The 21,492-nt window shown below is 48.5% G+C and carries 17 protein-coding genes and 1 other RNA gene; 11 read left to right on the forward strand and 7 right to left on the reverse strand.

The features are described 5' to 3' along the window. The first annotated feature begins 58 nt into the window (after window positions 1-58). From ACEN2G_RS01620 to purF, 6 genes are all read left to right on the forward strand, one after another. Window positions 59-2,908: a DNA translocase FtsK 4TM domain-containing protein gene (locus ACEN2G_RS01620; protein WP_442019720.1), complete on the forward strand. Its 2,850-nt coding sequence runs from the start codon at window positions 59-61 to the stop codon at window positions 2,906-2,908. After that, complete coding sequence (gene lolA, locus ACEN2G_RS01625; RefSeq protein ID WP_442019721.1) at window positions 2,909-3,517, forward strand: outer membrane lipoprotein chaperone LolA; 609 nt, start codon at window positions 2,909-2,911, stop codon at window positions 3,515-3,517. Window positions 3,518-3,643: 126 nt separating this feature from the next. Continuing rightward, window positions 3,644-4,975, forward strand: a complete 1,332-nt coding sequence (locus ACEN2G_RS01630; RefSeq protein ID WP_442019722.1) for a replication-associated recombination protein A — start codon at window positions 3,644-3,646, stop codon at window positions 4,973-4,975. Window positions 4,976-5,118: 143 nt separating this feature from the next. Continuing rightward, entirely contained in the window at window positions 5,119-6,417 is a 1,299-nt protein-coding gene (serS, locus tag ACEN2G_RS01635) for a serine--tRNA ligase (protein ID WP_442019723.1), read from the forward strand. A 240-nt stretch (window positions 6,418-6,657) separates the two neighbouring features. Then, window positions 6,658-7,146, forward strand: a complete 489-nt coding sequence (locus ACEN2G_RS01640) for a CvpA family protein (protein WP_442019893.1) — start codon at window positions 6,658-6,660, stop codon at window positions 7,144-7,146. A 20-nt stretch (window positions 7,147-7,166) separates the two neighbouring features. Then, window positions 7,167-8,684, forward strand: coding sequence for an amidophosphoribosyltransferase (purF, locus tag ACEN2G_RS01645; protein WP_442019724.1), 1,518 nt, complete (start codon window positions 7,167-7,169; stop codon window positions 8,682-8,684). 69 nt (window positions 8,685-8,753) lie between these two features. Here purF and ACEN2G_RS01650 read toward each other — a convergent pair whose 3' ends face one another. Beyond that, a complete protein-coding gene (locus tag ACEN2G_RS01650; protein WP_442019725.1) occupies window positions 8,754-9,359 on the reverse strand; it encodes a Yip1 family protein in 606 nt (201 codons plus the stop codon). A 442-nt stretch (window positions 9,360-9,801) separates the two neighbouring features. Here ACEN2G_RS01650 and ACEN2G_RS01655 point away from each other — a divergent pair, with 442 nt between their 5' ends. Further along, window positions 9,802-12,459 (forward strand): putative bifunctional diguanylate cyclase/phosphodiesterase, encoded by a 2,658-nt coding sequence (locus ACEN2G_RS01655; protein ID WP_442019726.1) that lies wholly within the window; start codon window positions 9,802-9,804, stop codon window positions 12,457-12,459. A gap of 121 nt (window positions 12,460-12,580) precedes the next feature. Here ACEN2G_RS01655 and ACEN2G_RS01660 read toward each other — a convergent pair whose 3' ends face one another. From ACEN2G_RS01660 to smpB, 3 genes are all read right to left on the reverse strand, one after another. Further along, complete coding sequence (locus ACEN2G_RS01660) at window positions 12,581-14,149, reverse strand: sensor domain-containing diguanylate cyclase (protein ID WP_442019727.1); 1,569 nt, start codon at window positions 14,147-14,149, stop codon at window positions 12,581-12,583. 212 nt (window positions 14,150-14,361) lie between these two features. Further along, window positions 14,362-14,721: a transfer-messenger RNA gene (gene ssrA / locus ACEN2G_RS01665) on the reverse strand. Window positions 14,722-14,763: 42 nt separating this feature from the next. Further along, complete coding sequence (gene smpB, locus ACEN2G_RS01670) at window positions 14,764-15,249, reverse strand: SsrA-binding protein SmpB (RefSeq protein WP_442019728.1); 486 nt, start codon at window positions 15,247-15,249, stop codon at window positions 14,764-14,766. A gap of 181 nt (window positions 15,250-15,430) precedes the next feature. On the opposite strand from smpB, the gene ACEN2G_RS01675 reads away from it, so the two are divergent. Both ACEN2G_RS01675 and ACEN2G_RS01680 read left to right on the forward strand, forming a co-directional pair. Then, window positions 15,431-15,880, forward strand: a complete 450-nt coding sequence (locus tag ACEN2G_RS01675) for an SRPBCC family protein (protein WP_442019729.1) — start codon at window positions 15,431-15,433, stop codon at window positions 15,878-15,880. Then, complete coding sequence (locus tag ACEN2G_RS01680) at window positions 15,861-16,253, forward strand: RnfH family protein (protein WP_442019730.1); 393 nt, start codon at window positions 15,861-15,863, stop codon at window positions 16,251-16,253. The genes ACEN2G_RS01675 and ACEN2G_RS01680 overlap by 20 nt, the downstream gene beginning before the upstream one ends. Window positions 16,254-16,409: 156 nt before the next feature. Here ACEN2G_RS01680 and ACEN2G_RS01685 read toward each other — a convergent pair whose 3' ends face one another. After that, window positions 16,410-16,748: an outer membrane protein assembly factor BamE gene (locus tag ACEN2G_RS01685; protein WP_442019731.1), complete on the reverse strand. Its 339-nt coding sequence runs from the start codon at window positions 16,746-16,748 to the stop codon at window positions 16,410-16,412. Window positions 16,749-16,930: 182 nt separating this feature from the next. Here ACEN2G_RS01685 and udp point away from each other — a divergent pair, with 182 nt between their 5' ends. After that, on the forward strand, window positions 16,931-17,689 hold the full coding sequence (udp, locus tag ACEN2G_RS01690; protein WP_442019732.1) for a uridine phosphorylase: 759 nt from the start codon (window positions 16,931-16,933) through the stop codon (window positions 17,687-17,689). A gap of 93 nt (window positions 17,690-17,782) precedes the next feature. Here the strand turns inward: udp and recN are convergent, their stop codons facing one another. Together recN and nadK are read right to left on the reverse strand one after the other, a co-directional pair. Then, a complete protein-coding gene (gene recN / locus ACEN2G_RS01695; RefSeq protein ID WP_442019733.1) occupies window positions 17,783-19,447 on the reverse strand; it encodes a DNA repair protein RecN in 1,665 nt (554 codons plus the stop codon). A 211-nt stretch (window positions 19,448-19,658) separates the two neighbouring features. Beyond that, window positions 19,659-20,543: an NAD(+) kinase gene (gene nadK / locus ACEN2G_RS01700; RefSeq protein WP_442019734.1), complete on the reverse strand. Its 885-nt coding sequence runs from the start codon at window positions 20,541-20,543 to the stop codon at window positions 19,659-19,661. Between the two features lie 201 nt (window positions 20,544-20,744). On the opposite strand from nadK, the gene grpE reads away from it, so the two are divergent. Beyond that, window positions 20,745-21,347 (forward strand): nucleotide exchange factor GrpE, encoded by a 603-nt coding sequence (grpE, locus tag ACEN2G_RS01705; RefSeq protein ID WP_442019735.1) that lies wholly within the window; start codon window positions 20,745-20,747, stop codon window positions 21,345-21,347. The last annotated feature ends 145 nt before the right edge of the window (window positions 21,348-21,492 follow it).

Consider the following 21,492-nt stretch of genomic DNA (forward strand, 5'->3'; position numbering starts at 1 on the left):
TTTGTCGCAAGCCGACCATTAATTTTATGAATAACCTTAAAAGTGAAGGAGCAGGCGTTTGGCGCAGAAAAAGCTGTTTACTCCCATGTCTGGTTTACAGCGTCTATTTGAAGCCGGATTGATCACCATTATTTTATTGGCGATCTTCATGATGTTGTCCTTGGTGTCTTATCACCCCTCGGATCCGGGCTGGTCACAAACTGCGTGGGGCGGAGAAATTCGTAATGCCGCAGGTCCAGCGGGTGCCTGGTTGGCTGACATATTGCTGTTTTCCTTTGGCTTCTCCGCCTATGTGGTGCCGCTATTTATGGTCCTGATCGGCTGGCTTACCCTATGGCGCCCGAGAGCGTTAAGTGACATTTGTTACTTAACCTTAAGTCTACGTATTATTGGCTTTTTAATGCTGCTGCTGAGTGCCTTAACCTTGGCCAGCATGAACTTAGGTAATATTTATTATTTTTCTTCCGGTGGCTTAATTGGTGACATGCTGGCTTCGGCCATTGCCCCTGTGTTTGGAACTCTCGGCACCACTTTATTATTGCTGTGTGGTTTTGCCACTGGCGTGACCTTTTTTACCGGCTGGTCTTGGTTGCTGATTGTGGAGCGCTTAGGATCCTGTGTGGTTAATGCTCCGCAATTATTAAGCCAACTACCGCAGCGTATTGTCGACTGGCAGAGTCATTTGCGCGGTGACAGCGTGACAGAGCCCTTATCTGCAAATAGTGGCGCGCAAGGATCGACTAAAACCAGTATGACCGACTCAGTGCCTGCCATAGCAAGCAGTGAGGAGGCGAGTGCGGGGTTTGTCAGCTGGCGTCGCTTTAAAGAACGTTTAAATGGCACAAGCGAAGAGACTGAAAACGCGAGCTATGAGTCAAATCAAGATGATCCTCTGATGGCACCATTGCCAGCCATGCCTAAACGCCCCTTACTGCAAAAAAAGGCGCCGCCTGTGGCGCGTAAAGAGCCGGTATTTAACGAGCCAGTGTCCGGTGGTTGCCATGATCCCGAGTTGGCGACCGCGAGCTTTATGGATAAAGATGATTTTGCAGCGTCGGATAATGTTGTGGGTGCCGATGATTTCTTGGATGCTTTTGATTTCTTAGACGAAGCAGATGTTGATGAGCCGGTTCGTGCGCCGCAACGATCTGCTGTACCACCAGCGACTGCAGCGCAAGCGACAGTACCTTCTGCAAAAGTAGCACCGGCAACAGTACCACCGGCACCAGTGCAGCAAGCAGCTAAGCCACAAGCGCCAAGTGACATGGTGACCTTGGCCCAAGCCAACGGCTGGGATGACGACGATGCAGACGAAGAGTTGGACTTGCCTTGGCTAAAAGACGAGGCCCCCGCTCCGCACGCGGTTATGGTGCGAGCATCGCAGGCTCCAAAGCCACAAAGAAGCGTGACTACTTTACCTTCGTTTGAGCTGTTGGATTTACCTAAACCGCGCCAACATACGGTGAGCGAGTCGGAATTAGAGCGCATTGCGCGCTTAGTTGAGGCAAAACTTGCCGACTATAATGTGCAAGCCAATGTCGTCGGCGTTTATCCGGGGCCTGTGATCACCCGTTTTGAGTTGGACTTAGCGCCGGGCATTAAGGTCAGCAAAATTGCCAGCCTAGATCGCGACTTGGCTCGTTCGCTGTCGGCCATTAGCGTGCGGGTGGTTGAAGTGATCCCAGGTAAACCTTATATCGGTTTGGAATTGCCTAATACCCGTCGCGAGACCGTATATTTGCGGGAAGTGATCGACAGCGAGGCCTTTAGAAATAGCCAACATCCGCTGACTATGGTGCTGGGCCAAGACATTGCCGGCGAGCCGGTAGTGGTGAATTTGGCGAAAATGCCCCACGTATTGGTGGCGGGGACCACAGGCTCGGGTAAGTCTGTGGGGGTAAACGTGATGATCTTGTCGATGTTGTATAAAGCCACGCCGGAAGAAGTGCGCTTTATCATGATAGACCCCAAGATGTTGGAGCTGTCCGTTTACGAAGGGATCCCGCATCTGCTGACCGAGGTGGTTACCGACATGAAAGATGCGGCTAATGCGCTGCGTTGGTGTGTGGGAGAGATGGAACGTCGTTATAAGCTGCTATCGTCGGTGGGTGTGCGTAATTTGCAGGGCTATAACACTAAGGTACAAGACGCGATTGATGCCGGTGAGCCAATCCGTGATCCACTGTGGGATCCAAGGCAGTCGATGGATACGTATCCGCCCGCATTGGAAAAATTGCCGCATATAGTGGTGGTGATCGATGAATTTGCTGACATGATGATGATAGTGGGCAAGAAGGTCGAAGAGTTGATTGCGCGAATTGCGCAAAAAGCCCGTGCCGCCGGTATTCATTTGATTTTAGCTACCCAGCGCCCGTCGGTAGACGTGATCACAGGTCTTATCAAAGCGAACATTCCGACGCGCATGTCGTTTCAGGTATCGAGCAAGATAGACTCGCGCACCATTCTTGATCAACAAGGGGCAGAGTCCTTGTTGGGTATGGGTGACATGCTTTACTTGCCTGCTGGCGATAGTACGCCGACACGGGTACACGGTGCCTTCGTTGACGATCATGAAGTGCACAAAGTGGTCGCCGCGTGGAAAGAGCGCGGCGAGCCTAATTATATCGAAGACATATTAAGTGGTGATGTGGGCCCAGAAGGCCTACTGCCAGGAGAGGTGGCAGAAGACGACGACGATGCACCGGATCCGGTATTTGATGCTGCGGTAGCTTATGTCGTAGAGACGCGCCGCGGCTCTATCTCTGGGGTGCAACGTCAGTTTAAGATAGGTTACAACCGCGCCGCTCGTTTAATAGAACGAATGGAGCAACATGGCATAGTGAGTGCGCCCATGGGCAGCGGTCAACGTGAAGTATTGGCACCTCCGCCAGTTAGGGAGCGCAATTAAATGAAGAAGTTAGCGACGTTAGGATTGTTAATTTGGTCGGTGAGTGCGGTAGCACTGGCCGATGCGAGATCTGATTTGCAACAAAAATTGGCCAGTTTTGACCAGTTTACTGCGGATTTTAGTCAGCAGGTGTTTGATGAACAAGGCCAGCCGATGCAAACTGCCAAAGGCACCATGCAGCTGGCGCGCCCGGATCAGTTTCGCTGGCACACAGTATCACCTGACGAAAGTTTGATTGTCTCTAATGGCAAGAGCGTGTGGATGTACGATCCCTTCGTTGAGCAGGTGTCCATAGCGCCCTTGGAGCAAGCAATTAAAAATACGCCATTTTTATTGATTGCGGGTCGCGATGGCAAACGCTGGCAAGACTATACCGTCACCCGTAAAGGTGCAGACTTTATCGTAGCCAGTAAAGACGCCAGCGAGTTAATCAGTCAGTTTAGCCTGCGCTTTGACGCGAAAAATCGTATCGAGCGCTTCAGTGTGTTGGAGTCGGGCGGGCAACGCAGTGACTTCACCTTACAAAATGTGAATACCCAGCCCAAGGTAAGCAAAACCAGCTTTACCTTTACGCCGCCCAAGGGCGTGATGGTTGATGATCAACGTTAAACATTAAGCCATAAGCGTTACATGGTCAGAAAAATACCGAGCTCAACAGGCTCGGTATTTTTTTGTCGTTACTTTATTTACAATAACTACGCGGCTCTGCTTGCTGTCAGTGAGGGAATAAATAATATGAGCACCTTGAGTCTGGATTTTGAACAAGATGACTTTCGCCCGTTAGCTGCTCGCATGCGCCCGCAACGGCTAGAACACTATTTGGGGCAAGACCATATTTTAGGACCCGATAAACCGCTGCGCCGCGCATTAGAAGCAGGGCTTTGTCATTCCATGATCTTATGGGGTCCGCCTGGCACAGGTAAAACTACGCTGGCCGAGCTGATTGCTCGTTATTGTGATGCAGAAGTGGAGCGAGTCTCGGCGGTGACCTCGGGGGTAAAAGAAATTCGTGCCGCCATCGAGCGTGCTCGTGAACATAAATCAGCCGGTCGGCGCACCATATTGTTTGTCGATGAAGTGCATCGCTTTAATAAGTCTCAGCAAGATGCATTTTTACCCCACATCGAAGATGGCACAGTCACCTTTATTGGCGCCACCACCGAAAACCCTTCGTTTGAACTCAATAACGCCTTGTTATCTCGCGCCCGAGTCTATTTATTAAAGCGCCTTGAGCCTGTGGCCATCGAACAAATGATCGCGCAGGCGTTAACTGAAGATGCGGTTCTGGCAAAGCGTAATATCGTGCTCAGTGAGGACGTACAAAGCGCCTTGGCGCAACTGGTGGACGGCGATGGGCGCAAGGCCTTGAACTATCTTGAATTATTAGCAGATATGGCGGTATCCGTAGACGGGCAATGCCCTATCGACTTGAGCCTATTGGCCGAGGTCACAGGGGAGCGCTTGGCACGCTTCGATAATCAAGGCGATCTGTACTACGACCTGATTTCGGCCATTCATAAGTCGATTCGCGGCTCAAATCCAGATGCGGGTCTATATTGGTATGCGCGAATGGTTAGCGCCGGTTGCGATCCTCTGTACATTGCGCGTCGTTTACTGGCTATCGCATCAGAAGATATTGGCCTTGCCGACCCAAAAGCCATGGGCGTGGCTCTGGCGGCGTGGGATTGTTTTACCCGCGTGGGGCCGGCAGAAGGGGAGCGCGCGATTGCGCAAGCCATCATTTATTTAGCCTGTGCGCCCAAGAGTAATGCCGTGTATACAGCCTGGAATCAGGCGTTAAAAGATGCGAAAGAATTACCCGATTATGAGGTGCCCATGCATTTACGTAACGCGCCGACTAAGTTGATGAAAGAGCTAGGACACGGTGCTGAATATCGTTATGCCCACCATGAGCCGGGTGCCTATGCGGCGGGTGCCACTTATTTACCAGATGCGATTGCTGGTCGGCACTATTATCAGCCCAATGAGCGGGGATTTGAGCAAAAAATCAAAGCCAAGCTCGATTATTTAAAAAACCTTGACCAAGCTGCAGAGGGCGAAAAATGAAAGATCAAGCCCACCTAGTTGGCTCACAGGCGGCTGACTGTTAAACTTATCGTCACTTTGAATAACTTAATTTTCCGTGTTTAAGACGCCTTGAGCCTAGTCTCGATCGCGCTTGTACACCTTAGCATTTAATAAGGTAACTCATGCTGGATTCCAAATACCTGCGCGGCGACATCGCCGACACGGCAGCGCGGCTGGCAAGCCGTGGCTTTACGCTCGACATTTCAGTGTTTAATGCCCTTGAAGAAAAGCGCAAGTCCTTGCAGTCCCGCACCCAAGAGTTACAAGCCGATCGTAACGCGCGCTCCAAAGCCATTGGCTTGGCGGCGCGTAACGGCGAAGACATAGCCCCGTTAAAAGCGGCAGTATCCAACATTAATGATGAGCTTGATGGGTGTAAGGTCGAGCTGGATCAATTGCTCAACGATATCGAAGCTTTTAGTGCCGCCATTCCTAACTTGCCTCATGAGTCGGTACCGGTCGGTAAAAATGAAGACCAGAACGTAGAAGTGCGCCTGTGGGGCGAGTTACCTAGCTTTGATTTTGAACCAAAAGATCACGTGGCGCTGGGCGAAGCTCTGGCCGGCTTGGATTTTAAAGGCGCGGTAAAAGTGTCCGGCTCACGCTTTGTGATCATGCAAGGCCAGATTGCCCGTATGCACCGTGCATTGGCACAATATATGTTGGACTTGCACACCCAAGAGCACGGCTATACCGAATGCTATGTGCCGTATTTGGTGAACAGTGATAGCTTGTTTGGTACCGGCCAGTTGCCTAAATTTTCAGCCGACTTATTCCACACCGCCATCGAAGGCGAGGGTGATGAAGAAGGCAAGGTGCGTCGTTTCTCACTGATCCCCACTTCTGAAGTGCCGCTCACCAACATAGGTCGCGATGAAATCTTTGAGGCCAATGAACTACCGCTGAAATTGACCGCCCACTCGCCGTGTTTTCGCTCTGAGGCCGGCTCTTATGGTCGCGACACCCGGGGCTTGGTGCGGATGCACCAGTTCGACAAAGTAGAAATGGTGCAACTGGTACACCCAGATACCTCGTGGGACACCCTAGAAGACATGGTCAATCATGCGGAAAAAGTACTGCAAGGCTTAAAACTGCCCTATCGGGTAATGGCATTATGCACCGGCGACATGGGCTTTAGTGCCACTAAAACCTACGACTTGGAAGTTTGGCTACCGGCACAAGATACCTATCGCGAAATTTCTTCAGTGTCTAACTGCGGCGATTTTCAAGCCCGTCGTATGCAAGCCCGAGTGCGCGGTGCCGACGGCAAGCCGCAATTATTACACACCCTAAACGGCTCAGGTCTCGCTGTAGGCCGCACGCTGGTGGCAGTATTAGAGAATTATCAACAGGCCGATGGTCGTGTTGCGGTACCGGAAATCTTGCAGCCTTATATGGGCGGCTTACAGTTTATTGGTTAAGTGAGCAGCCAAAATCAGTAGCACACTAGCGCCAGTGAGGACCTTAGGCCTTGACTGGCGTTTTTTGTGCTGGGCTCTTGAAGCGTGTATGTCAGCCACCGGCTGTTACACTGGCGAGATAGGCAAGTTAGTCCTGCTAGATAGTTTCAGATTGAATGAACTTAATCGGTTTTTATTTCGCTATTTGTGTTTCTACTTTGGTAGAATACAGCACCTTAACGAGGTCCTCGGCAACAGATGATGGTTTGGATAGACTTTGTAATTCTGGGTATTATTGCCCTGTCAGCGGTCGTAAGTTTAGTCAGAGGATTCGTCAAAGAAGCCATGTCTCTGGCCACTTGGTTGGCGGCATTCTTCATTGCCAGTAACTTCTACGCTGATCTCAGCGCCCTGCTTGATATCACAGATCCCTTAATCCGCAACGGCACCGCCATTGCCATTCTATTTGTATTAACCCTCATCCTAGGCGCACTCATCAATTATATTGTGAGTCAGCTGGTCGATAAAACTGGACTGTCTGGCACAGATCGTGTGTTAGGCGTCTGTTTTGGTGCCGTACGCGGTGTCTTGATAGTGGCCGCGTTATTGTTTTTCATCGATACCATGACCGGCTTTAAAGAGTCGCTGTGGTGGCAGCAATCTGTGTTAATTCCAGAATTTGGTATCGTTATCCAGTGGTTCTTCAGCCTGGTGCAAAATTCATCCAGCTTTTTACCCCCCAAGCCATAATGAATTGAGGAAGTGAATACATGTGTGGGATTGTCGGTATTCAAGGTACGACTCCAGTAAATCAGGCGCTTTATGATGCCTTAACCGTGTTGCAACACCGAGGCCAAGATGCCGCTGGTATAGTGACCATCGATGGTGAAACACTGCGCCAGCGCAAAGCCAATGGCTTGGTGCGTGAAGTGTTTGAAGATCGTCATATGCAGCGCTTAATCGGTAACGTGGGCATAGGTCACGTACGTTATCCGACCGCAGGTAGCAGCAGCGTGGCGCAAGCCCAGCCATTTTATGTCAACTCCCCGTTTGGCATTACTTTGGCGCACAATGGCAACTTAACCAATACCAGTGAATTAAAAGCAGAGCTGCTTGTGGCTCGCCGCCACATTAATACCAGCTCAGACTCTGAAGTCTTGCTTAATGTCCTCGCTCATGAGCTCGACCAACAAACACAAAATCTCCACCTCGAACCGGAACATGTGTTTGCCGCCGTGAGCGCCGTACATAAAAAAGTACGCGGTGCCTATGCGGTAGTGGCGGCCATTATTGGCCACGGCATGCTGGCATTTCGTGACCCTAATGGTATTCGACCGCTGGCACTGGGCAAACGCGACTGCGAGCAAGGTGGGGTTGAGTATATGGTGGCCTCAGAAAGTGTGGCGCTCAATGCGGTAGGCTTCCATCTTATCCGCGATGTGGCACCCGGTGAAGCCATCTATATCACTCAACAAGGGGAGCTGTTTACTCAGCAATGTGCCGACGAACCTCAGCATCAGCCTTGTATTTTTGAGTACGTATACTTTGCTCGCCCCGACTCCTTTATTGATAAAGTGTCCGTGTATGCGGTGAGAGCACGCATGGGACAGAAACTTGGCGAAAAAATTGCTCGAGAGTGGGAAGACTTCGATATCGATGTGGTGATCCCCATTCCAGAAACGTCTTGCGATATTGCGCTGGAAATCGCACATAATCTGGACCTGCCTTATCGCCAAGGCTTCGTGAAGAATCGTTATATTGGCCGCACTTTTATTATGCCCGGCCAACTACAACGTCAGCAATCTGTGCGTCGTAAACTCAATGCCATACATTCTGAGTTTGCGGGTAAAAACGTGCTGTTAGTCGATGACTCCATAGTGCGCGGCACTACCTCTGAGCAGATTATTAAAATGGCTCGTGAAGCCGGGGCTAAAAAAGTGTACTTTGCCTCTGCCGCACCGGAAATTCGCTTCCCAAATGTCTACGGTATCGACATGCCGTCAGTGAATGAACTGATAGCTTACGGCCGTGAAGTGGACGAAATTTGCCAATTGATAGGCGCCGATGGGCTAATTTTTCAAGAGCTAGAAGACCTTGAAGATGCGGTACGCCACTTTAATCCAGAATTGCGTCATTTTGAGACCTCGGTATTTACCGGTGAGTATGTGACGCAAGACGTGGATCAAGCGTATTTAGATGAGCAAAATGCACTGCGCAACGACAACGTTAAACAGGCTGAATGCCAAGATGACGCGCATCTGGCTATGTATAACGAAGGCGAAGCCTAATTTATCATTGGGTTAGCTAACAGAAAGGGGCCTTTTTAAGGCCCCTTTTTTATTAATGCTAACAGTCCGTTAGTTCATATACATAGGGCCAAAGCCCCAACTCCAAAGCAATACGGTGGCTGTCATCAAGCAGACTAACAGCACGAGTGCCGCTGTGATCACCGAGCTTGCATAAATAAAGCCGCGTTCTTCAGGGATGCGCATTACGATAGGGATCCCTGTATACAAAAGGTAAACCGAGTAGGTAACGCCCGCTAAGCCCACGAGCATTATTACTATGGGTTCAGGGTAAAATAAGGAAAAGCCGGCCATAAATAAGGGCGTGGCAGTATAGGCGGCAAGCTCTAGGCTATTTGCAAAGCTTGGGGTGGCACCAAAGGTACCCGCCATCCAAAAAATAAGGTAGGCGAGGGCGAAGACGCCGAAAATTAACCCCACATACATACTCATCGCCATGGCTAAAGCGCTTCTGGGGGTGAGCATAAAAGTGCTGTTGGTAGTGCTACCAAAGTTCCAACCAATCATAGTCGTCGAAAGATAGGCGCTGATAGTGGGTATCAGTGCTATCAAGGCTAGGTGGATTAAGCTGTAGCGTAAACTCTCATGTTGGCGGTCTACTCTGTGCCACTGTACTTTAGGCTGTGTGTACAAGCCCCAAATTCGATTCAAAAACATGGCCTTCCCCTTATCTATGCTAATTACTCTGTGGACTAGCAGCGAAACAGCGTATGTATTCCTAGTAGCAGCTGTAAGTTTAGTCAGATACGTATAACTAGGCACAAGCTCAAACTAAGTATAAACCACATTTTATGCACTGCTCGGTAAGACGGCCTTGATAGGTGTATTGAGTCAGTGTTGGCTTTGTGTGCCGAGAGGCGAGGGGAAACGAAAAAATACTATGTTAACTGCAACAAATTAGCTGCCATCTGGCGTAGACAGGACGAAATAACAGCCGTTAATACATAATTAAAAAACGGAATGATTCAGTTTAATGTTACATCTGGATATAAGAGTTACGGCAGTGGTAGAATGGAATCAGTGTTTATATGGTTAATTTTTTAATCATTTTGATATTTTACTCACTCCTAAGGAGTGATAAACAGGTAGCCGATTATTTATGTTGATATCGATTGTTGAGCAGGCGATGTTGATCCTCGCATCCGGCTGGCTATTAACCATGAACATGCGAAAAATGCAGGCTTATCCGCGATTATTACCACTTACTGTGGGAGTCTGGTTTGGCATTCTTACTATCGCTTGTATGTCTATGCCATTTAGTATCGGTCCTGGGGTATTTCTGGATGTTGGCGATGCGATCATTTTTGTTGCTGGCCTCTTTGGTGGCCTGTTATCCGGTGGTTTGGCTCTGGTGCTCGCCGGTACGTTTAAACTCTGGTTTAACGACTCTGATAGCTTAATTGCCGTACTAACCATGTCGATGGCGTTGTTTCTGGGATTAATAGCTAAGCGCGCCCTAGTGAAAACTCGCTTCTCGCTGACTTTAGGTTACCTGTTGCCGGTTAGTTTACTTTTAAACGGTATGAGCATTACCCTGATATATCTTAATGTTGAGCCGCAATTACAAGCACATGTGTTGTCCATGAGCGGGCCCTTTTTAGTGGTCGCTGTTCCCTTGACCCTGATGCTTATTTATATTCTCAAAGATACCTTGCATCGTCAGCAAGAGCAGCAAGCCCTCCGTGACAGTCAAGCGCGTTTGCTGGCGATTACCCGCGCCTTGCCAGATATGATGAGTGTCATAGATGAAAACGGCTTTTATTTAGAAATAATGGCTGACAATATTATTTTTTCAGGGAGTAAAGAACCCAGGGCCGTGGGGAAGAATATCCGCGATATATTTCCAAAACAGTATGCCCTTCGCCTACAAGCTTTTATTAACCATACCCTTTCACAGCAAAAGGTTGCGCATTTATTGTTCGAGATGGAAGTGGATGAAAGTTGGCGTACCTTTGAAAGCGTCGCACAAGCACTCGACACCGAAGTTGGTGAAGCAAAGGCAGTGGTGGTGCTTACCCGAGATATTAGTGAGCGGGTAAAAGGGGAAACGGATTTACGTATCGCCGCCGTGGCTTTTGATAGTTTTCAAGGCATGTTGGTGACCGATAAGCATAATCGTATTTTGCGCGTTAACCGCGCCTTTACCGATGTGACCGGTTATAGCCAAAGCGAATTATTAGGTAAAACACCCAGTGTATTTAGTTCTGGTCATCATGACAGTGCTTTTTATCAAGATATGTGGCACGACATTAATAGCCTGGGTCATTGGCAGGGCGAGATTTATGATAAGCGTAAATCGGGGCAAATTTATCCACAATTTTTGTCAATCAGTGCCGTTAAAGATGAACAAGATCAGGTCAGTCATTATGTGGCCAGCATTACCGACATCAGCATGGAAAAAGAGAATGCAAAAAAAATCCATGACTTGGCCTATTACGATAGTTTGACCGGTCTGCCTAATCGGCGTTTGTTACTGACCAGCATTAGACAAATTCAAAGAGAGAGTGCCAGCGAAAATAAGCTGGGTGCCGTGATTTTTATCGACTTAGATCAATTTAAAAATATTAATGATCTCTGGGGACATGAAGTAGGCGATAAATTATTACTGCATGTCGCTAATCAGTTGCGCAAAGTGCTCAGCAAACAAGATAGCTTAGCGCGCTTAGGCAGTGATCAATTCGTGTTGGTACTGAGCGCCCACGCTGACAATTATAGCCAGCTCATAAGCCGTTTAGAGCAGCATAATAAAATGCTGCTGAGCATGTTGGAGCAGCCCTATGTTCACGGTGAGCAGAAGCTGCGTAGCAGTGCATGCATTGGTGTGGTCGCGTTAGATGGCTTTAATGAAACAGCAGAAGAGTTGGTACGTAAAGCTGAGCTGGCCATGTATGCGGCGAAAGACACAGGTAAGGGTGAACATCGCTTCTTTGATCCGCAAATGCAAGAAGTGATATCGCAGCGCCTATTATTAGAAGAAGACATTATTCGAGGTCTAGAAGCTCAAGAGTTTTGTGTGTATTTTCAAGCGCAATTTAATAGTGATGAACAGTTAGTGGGTGTGGAGTCTTTGGTGCGTTGGCGCCACCCAGAGCGGGGACTCTTGTCACCCATTGCTTTTCTTCAGGTGGCAGAAGCCGCGGGCATCATGAGCCAAATCGATAAGGTGGTACTACTGCGCGCCTGTGAGCAAATGGCTCATTGGAAGCGCTTACCCGCCTTTAGGGATATTACGGTGTCGGTGAATATCAGCCCTGCTCAATTGTATCAGCATGACTTCGTTGCACAAGTGCTGAAGGTGGTCAAGGAGACGGGCGCGGATCCACAACGGCTCAAGCTCGAGCTAACGGAGTCTATGCTGGTGACAGACATGAAACAGGCGATTGCACGCATGCGCCAACTGAAACAAGCCGGCATTCGCTTTTCTATTGATGATTTTGGTACCGGTTATTCATCACTGCAGTATTTACAACAACTGCCGCTAGACCAACTAAAAATTGACCAATCTTTTGTGCGAGGTTTGCCAGAAGATACCAGTAGTTTGGCGATCATTAGAGCCGTGATCGCCATGGCTAATAGCTTAGGGCTAGAAGTGATAGCGGAAGGGGTTGAAACTGAAGTGCAGCGGGACATACTGCTGGCCAATGGTTGCCCTTTATATCAAGGCTATCTGTATGCTAAACCTTTACCTGCAGAGCAAGTCGAGCGACTAGAGATGATTGAACAATCCCACCATATCAAGTTACTCGTCGGCAACTAGTTGCCTGAACTAATCGTTAATCGTTAAACGTTAAATACCTAAGCAGTATTTACTACTAGTACATAAGCCGAATACCCCATAACCTGAGGACTTCGGCTCAGTGTAGATAGTACTAGCCCGTTCATAAGCAAACGGTACGGTTACGACCTTGCTGCTTGGCTTTATACAAGGCCTGATCTGCCAGCTTTAAGGTATCATCTATGCTTCTGGGCGAGTCTAATGCTGCCCAATACGTTACCCCGAAAGACACGGTAATGTAACCCACAGGGGGGATCTCGGTTTGGGCGATTAACTCTCGTAGACGCTCGGCCACGGTAAACGCCGTCTCAGGTAAGATATTAGGTAAGAAAATTATAAACTCTTCACCGCCACAACGACATAACTGGTCTTCTTTGCGAGCCTGAGTCCGCATCAATTGCGCGAGTTTTTTTATTACTTCATCACCTACGTCATGCCCATAGGTGTCATTTACTCGCTTAAAGAAGTCAATGTCCAAGGCGATGACGGAAAAAACGGTACGCTCTGCTTGGTAGTTATCTAACACCGAGGCCATGCCACGACGATTTAATAAGCCTGTCATGGCATCGGTATGGCTATCGTTATGTAATTGGCTAATTTTATCGTTCAACTGCCCCATGCTTTTAACGATGGCACGTTTGAGCTGTGCGGCTTCAAAGTACCAAGAGTTAATGTGAGAGATATTATCTTGGGCAGTTTTATTTTCAATCAAGCGGGTATCGCGCGCTAGCAACCACAGCGGCCGAGAGATCAGCATAGCCGACAACCAGATACCAAATAACGTGAGTAGTACCAAAGGCAAACTTCTAATAAACACGTTTGTAATATGGCTATCTAATTCAGCCAACGTTATATGTTTAGGCCTTTGTGCCACAATCCCCCATCCTGCATTCGCAATAGGGGCAAAGCCGGCAAGCATTTCTATACCTTTAGAGTTAGTAACGGCATAAGCACCTTCTTGACCTGCAACCACGGCATCAATAGCTGGATTTTGTTCAATATTTTCGCCAACACGCACGTTATCAGGGTGATAAATTAACGTCTTATGGCGATCTACTACATACAGATAAGAACCATCTTGATAATAATGCTTGCCTAAAAATTGGTTCAAAATATTCTTTTTCTGTAAATAAATGGTGCCTGTGATGTAGCCTAAGTAATTACCACCCTTTGCGAAAATGGGGTGTGACACACTAATTAAATAATTACCGGCTTCAGATATAAATGGGTCTGAGATCATCGGCATTTTTCGAGCGATAGACTGCTGTGCTTGTACTGACTTCAGTTTTATTCCACGGATCCCTAATGCTTCTGGAGACGCGGCCAACACTCTCGCATTCACATCAACCACAGCGACTGAGTTAAAGATCTCCGTGGATTGCTGTAAGCGCACCACTTCGTCGTCTAAACGAGAGGCATCTTTCATGTGCTCGCCGAGCATGTTCGCGCTATACGCCAGTCTGTCTTGTGCCATATCCAGAAAGACGGCGGTAACTTCTGCCAGCTTAGCCGCATACACACGGTTCGCTTCGAGGGCATTATTTATCAGTAATGAGCGTTGTGCTTCATAGGTGGCGTAAAAGCTATTACCTAAGGTTATCAAGACGCTGCATAACGCAAGCCCCAATATTAGGCCACGCAGTTTAAACCGAGGAAGGGGTTTGTTTTGCATTAGGTGAGGGTACCCACAGATGATCAGCCAAGGTGCTGATGAAATGACTTTAAGCGATTCTAATGGAACTGATTTATGAAAGCCATTCCATTCACTCGCCCCAAATTATGCTTTATAGCGGTGAATATGGGAATTATGGTTTAACTATTGGCTAAATATTGCCTAGCAAGCAGCCATAAAAAAAGGCCCAATTAAGGGCCTTTCCAATCGATTGGTGGAGCTGGCGGGATTTGAACCCGCGTCCGAAAAACCTACATCGTCGGTACTACATGCGTAGTCAGTCATTACATTCGCCATCTGCTGCGGACAGACACGCCACAGAATAACTAGCCTAAATTAGTTTTAATGCTTCCACCGTCAGGCACGATTTCCACACGATTCTGTGAGATATGACCTTCCAATTCCCTAAGTCACAGACAAGCTAGGGTAGAAGGGCTCTAACAGGTTATTAAGCTGCTAGTGCGTAGTTTTCGTCGTTTGCGACTATTTTTTTGCGATTTTTTAACGAGGCCTATCGCACCTCGGCATGCACCTAGGAGTTCGAGAATCTCGTCGAATCCAGAATCAGCCCCAAGTTCACTTATGGTATGGCAATTTTTACCGAATCACAAGTATTAACGATTTTTATGTTTCATCATGCGGTCTTTTTCGCGCTTCCAGTCCCGCTCTTTCACGTCTTGGCGCTTGTCGTGATCTTTTTTACCTTTCACCAAGCCAATTTCAATTTTTACCCAAGACTGAGACCAATACAGTGCCAAGGGCACCAAGGTATAACCGTCGCGGTCAAGCAGGCTGGCTAATCTGTCCAGCTCGCGCCGTTTAAGTAACAGTTTGCGCGAGCGCATGGGATCGCACACTACGTGAGTAGAGGCCATGTTAAGGGGAGTAATGGTCGCGGCGAACAAGAAGGCTTCGCCATTACGTATGAACACGTAAGAGTCGGCGATGTTGGCTTTTCCCGCCCGCATCGCTTTTACTTCCCATCCTTGTAGCTCCAGCCCGGCTTCATATTTTTCTTCGATATAATATTCGTGCCTTGCCTTCTTATTGAGGGCAATGGTGCTGGAACCGACTTTTTTCTTAGCTTTGTTTTTTGTCATAGTAGCGCCATTATACGGGGCCAATGATGGCTTGGGAATTGCTGATACAGCAACTGCGTGTTTTTCATACGTATTTCGTGATAATGCTGCAGTTATGTCAGCCTAATTGTCTTGATTCGACAGCCGTGAGTCCAACAAAGATTAGTGTTAAAATCGAGTCGATTTGCTGTCAGGAGAGATTATGCCGAGTATTACTCGCAGTGCATTAGTGATGTTTAGTGCACAACAAATGTATGAGTTGGTCAATGATATTGACGCTTATCCGCAGTTTTTACCAGGTTGTGTGGCAAGCCGTGTGGTCTCGCAGTCCGATAATACCATTACTGCGGCCTTGGATGTATCTAAGGCGGGCATTCGTAAAACTTTTACCACGCGTAATGTATTAACGCCTTATCAGCATATTCGTGTTGAGTTAGTCGATGGGCCTTTTAAAGCACTCAATGGTGGCTGGACCTTTACGCCGTTAGATGAAGACGCCTGTAAAGTTGAGCTGGAATTGTATTTTGAGTTTACGTCTCGCTTAGTGGAATTTGCTTTTGGCGGCATCTTTAAAGAGCTAGCCAATGCCATGGTGCATTCCTTTAGTGAGCGAGCCAGAGAGGTATATGGCCATGAGTCTTATTCAGGTTGAAGTTGTGTATGCGCTGCCTTATAAGCAAGTAGTGCTAAGCCTGAACGTCGCCGCCAGTAGTGACGTGCAGCAGGTGATCGCCCAGTCTGGCATCTTGCAGCAGTTTCCTGAGATTGACTTAGATACCAACATGGTCGGTGTGTTTGGGCGTCAGGTTAAACTAAATAGCCCACTGCGAGCCGGAGACAGAGTCGAAATTTATCGGCCTTTATTAGCGGATCCCAAAGATATTCGTCGCCGCCGTGCCGAGCAAGCCAAAGAAGAAGGGCGTGCTGACAAGGTGACGGGTGGACGACCTAACTCTGGGCGAGCTGATGTGAGGGATAGAGAAAATAAAGGCCAGCAAGCAGAAGATGAGACACAAGACTCATGAAAGTATTCAGCACATCGAGTGAACACTCGGTGTGCTGAAGCGACTAAATGTTTAGCCTAACTTATGCCAGATAGCGTTATGCCAAATAGAGTTATGCCAAATAGAGCCTATATGGGTGCCTGGGAGAGTCTGATAGGCAAATAGTGAGCGTGAAAGTTATAAACCCTGATCAAAATTGACCGGTGCCGCAAAGTCTCCGCTTACCGTCAGCAAGGCATCATTACTAAATTCCAGCACTAGCTGCTTTTGTTCGACGGCACCGCGCCCAGGTTTGAAGTAGAACATATAAACCCAGCGGTCATGATTGAAGCTGTCCAAGCTCATGGGGTTGCCCAGTAAGAAACGGACCTGTTCTTGCGTCATACCGCGGCGCAGTTGATCTACTTGCTTGGCTTCTATGTAGTTGCCTTGCGGGATATCTATTTTATATACCAGACCGCAGCCCATTAGGGGCAGGGTTAACATTATCGGTAAAATCAAGGTTTTGAGTTGCATATGGCACTATATCCTGTGTGACTTCTGGCCATGATAGCGGCTGTAGCTGACCTTGTAAAAGCCGAAGCGATACTTATGTTTTAGCGACTGAGTTAACTCGGCTTAGTTCTTTGTTTTAATGCAGGTGCCACTCAGGTGGTGAGTGCGCTAAGCTGCATTAATTTAATGAGTAAGTGACCATTATGACAAAACATGTTTTTCACTTAGGGATCACGGCTGACGACTTAAAGGGCGCGCGTTTGGCTATTTTGCCTGGCGATCCAGCGCGGGTTGCTCGCATTGCCAGCCAATTAGAGGGGGCGCGTCCCTTAGCCAGCCATCGAGAGTTTAGTTCTTGGCTGGGTGAATTAGCGGGCAAGTCGGTGGTGGTGTGCTCTACCGGTATTGGTGGCCCTTCTACGTCTATCGCGTTGGAAGAACTGGCGCAACTGGGTGTCACTACCTTCTTGCGCATCGGCACTACGGGTGCCATTCAGCCACACATTCAAGTAGGCGACATGATAATCACCAATGGTGCGGTACGCTTAGATGGCGCTAGCCGCCATTTTGCTCCTTTAGCTTTTCCTGCGGTAGCGGATTTTGACTGCAGCTGCGCTTTAGTAGATGCGGCGCGCGAATTAGGCTTGAGCCCACATGTGGGTATTACTGCGTCGTCTGATACTTTTTATCCGGGTCAGGAGCGTTACGATACCTATTCAGGTCGTGTGATCCGAGAGCTTCAAGGCAGCCTTAACGAATGGCAAGCCATGGGTGTGCTCAATTATGAGATGGAGTCGGCAACCTTATTTACCTTCTGTGCCAGTCAGGGCTTAAAGGCGGGGTGCGTTGCCGGAGTGATTGTCAATCGCACCGAACAAGAGACGCCAGATCCTGTGCAAGTACAAACCGCCGAGCAACAGGCCATTGATATTGTGCTGGGCGCCGCCCGCCGTTTGGCTTAACGCTTGGTGTTAATTTAACGTTTAAGGTCGGCCATTAAAAAAGCCCCGAGTCGTTACGATTCGGGGCTTTTAGTTAATGCTGGCCTCACGTTCTTAGCTGACCAATAACTCCTGAGCATTGGCTAAGGTGTTGGCTGTAATTTTGTCTCCGCCAAGCAAGCGCGCCAGCTCTTGTAAGCGACTGTTAGTGTCCAGCTCTTGCATGCGGGTTTGGGTTTCGTGCTTATCGCTGTCCTTGCTGACAAAGTAATGCTGATGACCATTGCCTGCCACTTGCGGCAGGTGGGTGATCACCAACACTTGGGTGGACTCACCGAGCTGGCGCAATAACTTGCCCACCACAGCGGCCGTTGGCCCGCTGACGCCCACATCCACTTCATCAAAAATAAGGGTTGGGGTTGCTACTTTTTGCGCGGTAATCACCTGAATGGCCAAACTGATGCGCGATAGCTCGCCGCCAGAAGCCACTTTCGCCAAGGGGCTCATAGGCTGACCTGGGTTTGTGCTCACCAAGAAGTCGACTTTATCTATGCCTAAGGGCGAGAAACCGGCATTGTCATCGGCGGTCACGGTAATTTCAAAGCGGCCGTGCTCCATGCTCAGCTGATGTAGGCTTTGGGTAATCTGGTTATTTAACGACTGAGCGTAGCGTTGGCGGCTGTGACTGAGTCGCTCGGCGGCTTGTAAAAACTGCACTTTAGCCTGAATAACCTCTTCATCAAGCTCTTGTAATCTGTGGTTGTTGGTATCCATCTCCGCCAGTTGGCTTTTAATTTGCAGGTGGAACTGCGATAACGCCACTGGCTGCACATGGTGTTTACGAGCCAGCTCCATCACTTTGGTCATGCGGGCTTCAACTTCATGCAAGCGTTCTGGATCCAGCTCTAAGCGATCTAAATAGCGGCTCAGCTCTATGTGGCCTTCTTCTAATTGAATAAGACTGCTTTCTATCATTTCTTGCACTGGGCTTAGCAGCGCATCCATTTGGCACAAGTCAGTGACAACTTTTAAACCTTGGCGCAATTGCTGTAGGGCATTGCTGTCATCACCGTCGCCCAAGATATTTAACGCCAGCTGACAATCGTTTAATAGCTCAGCCCCATTGGCTAGACGTGCATGCTCTGCTTCCAACTCAGGGAACTCATCCGTGTTTAAGGCTAACTCGTCAAGCTCCGCCACTTGGTATTCGAGCAATTGGCGCTGTGCTTGCCACTGGGCTTGCTCGAGTTTCAGTTGTTTACGCTCATTACTCAGCTGGCGCCATAATTGATAATGCTTACTGGATTTTTGTAGTAGCTGGTGATGGCCTGCATAGGCATCAAGCAAGGTGCGTTGATAGTCTGATTTTTGTAGGGCTTGATGGGCATGTTGACCATGGATATTGATAAGCAAGGCGCCCAATGCTTTCAATTGAGCTAAAGGCACCGGCATGCCATTAATGTAGCCTCGAGAACGGCCCTCTGGCGTTAAGGTGCGGCGCAGTATGCATTCATCTTGTTCATCCAGCTCTTGCTCATTCAGCCAAGCTTTCACGCGGGGGAGTTTATCGATACGAAAACGGGCGCTAATGTCGGCTTTATCGGCACCGGGTCTTACCGAGTCGGAGTCACCGCGCTCACCTAGCGCTAACGCTAATGCATCTATGGCGATCGACTTACCGGCACCGGTTTCACCTGTGATGCTGGTCATGCCGGCACGCAAGTCCAGCTCAAGAAAGGAAACGATGGCAAAATTACTGATGGTGAGCTGAAGTAACATGATAAATCCCCTGCACAAAGTATACTGTTTATATAAACAGTATACTGTTGTTTTGTACAGTAGCAAGGGTAAGATGCAGCTGCAAGCGCCGAGCGCCCCACACCAAGCTAAAAACAGTTAACTGAGATCATGACTGGCCTCAGAAAGACGGCTAACGCTTAACGCTGTGGCTATTTTTTGTTTAGCTCGGCGCCGAGCGCCTGGCGCTGCCTTAAAACAACTTGCTACCCCAACCCAGTTTGCTACGCAAGACTTCAAAGTAGTTATGCCCTCTAGGGTGTAAGAGTTTCAGCTTGTGCGGGCTTTTATTGATGTGAATTTCATCTCCGGGTTGCACGGCCAGCGAGACATGGCCATCGCAACTGATTAACATTTGGCTGGTCTTGCTGTTTTGTGAGATCACTAATTTCACTTGCGAGTCGGCGTCGATCACTATGGGTCGGCAACTTAAGGTATGTGGAAACATGGGAACCAGTGTGATGGCATTGAGGTTAGGCGTGACTATGGGGCCTCCCGCAGACAGCGAGTAGGCGGTTGAGCCTGTGGGGGTGGCCACTATCATGCCATCTGCGCGCTGACTGTACATAAAGACGCCATTGATATAGACCTCAAATTCTATCATGTGCGCAATTTTACCTGGATGTAATACCGCCTCATTCATTGCGGTATTGCTGGCCTTAAGTTGGCCGTGACGATGTACTTGCGTTTCCAGTAAAAAGCGCTGCTCGGCTTGATAGTCCCCGGCTAATAATCGCTCTAACGGTTGCTCAAAGCTGTCGGGTGATAAATCCGTTAAGAAGCCTAGATTGCCGCGGTTTACACCGACCACTGCCACATCAAAACGTGCTAACACGCGCGCTGCACCCAGCATGTTGCCGTCGCCGCCAACCACTATGGCCAAGTCAGCACGCTCGCCCAGCTCCACCATTTCTAACAGTTCAACATTCTCTAACCCTAACTGCTCACCCACGCGGCGCTCGATCACCACATTTAAACCTAAGCCAGCAATGTGTTGATAGAGTGCAACCAAGGTTTGGTTGGCACCTTCGTGATCGGGTTTGCCAATGAGCGCTATGGTATTAAATTCAGTTTCCATTGATATAACCCAGCATAAATGATGAATTGAGCAAGGTGGCCAGCAAAATAAAGGGCCGCATAAGCTTCATTCTAAATAACCCCATCGGTTAGTGCTACCTATGAAAGGTAATGATAAAAATATTCTCTTGAATTTTGCCATGGGCTCCCCCATATAACAGGCAAGCAAGAATGTTGACCAGAATATTGAGATGGAGACGAGATGAGCGATAACAAATATCAGCCTGAAGCAGAGCAGGGCGTAGAGCAAGAGCCATTAACCCCAGATACCGCAGCGCTTGAGCCAGAGGTTGTTGAGTCGGCCAGTGACGCTATTGTTGCAGAGCTTGAACTTCAGCTCTCTGCCGCTAATGAGCTCGCCCAAAGCGAGAAAGACAATGCTTTGCGCGCCTTGGCGGAAATGGAAAATTTACGTCGTCGCGCGGCACAAGATGTCGAAAAAGCGCAAAAGTTTGCCTTAGAAAAATTCGCCACTGACTTATTGCCTGTGATCGACAGTTTAGAGCGCGCTTTGGAGCACACAGATAAAGAGAATGATGGCTTTAAGGCTGTGTATGAGGGCGTTGAGCTAACGCTGAAGTCGTTGTTAGATACGGTCGAAAAATTTGGGGTGTTACAGATTGACCCTCAAGGTACACCGTTTGATCCCAACAAACATCAAGCCATGAGCATGGTAGAAAGTGCCGAGGTCGCGCCGAATTCTGTGGTAGCTGTGATGATGAAAGGCTATGAACTGAATGGCCGCGTATTGCGCCCCGCCATGGTGATGGTAGCTAAAGGGCCGGCGATCAATACGCAAGCCTAAGCCATAGCAAAGCCTAGATAATCGGCTTAATCGCACTATTTATTTAAAAAGTGTGAGCTGCGCCTTGAAACTTAAGTCAAGCAGCCACATATACAATGTAAATCGCAAACAACTTTGCTTACGTTAAATTCAAGATATTGAGAGA

The sequence above is a fragment of the Oceanisphaera sp. W20_SRM_FM3 genome, assembly GCF_052119705.1.
In the GTDB taxonomy this organism is placed as follows: domain Bacteria; phylum Pseudomonadota; class Gammaproteobacteria; order Enterobacterales; family Aeromonadaceae; genus Oceanimonas.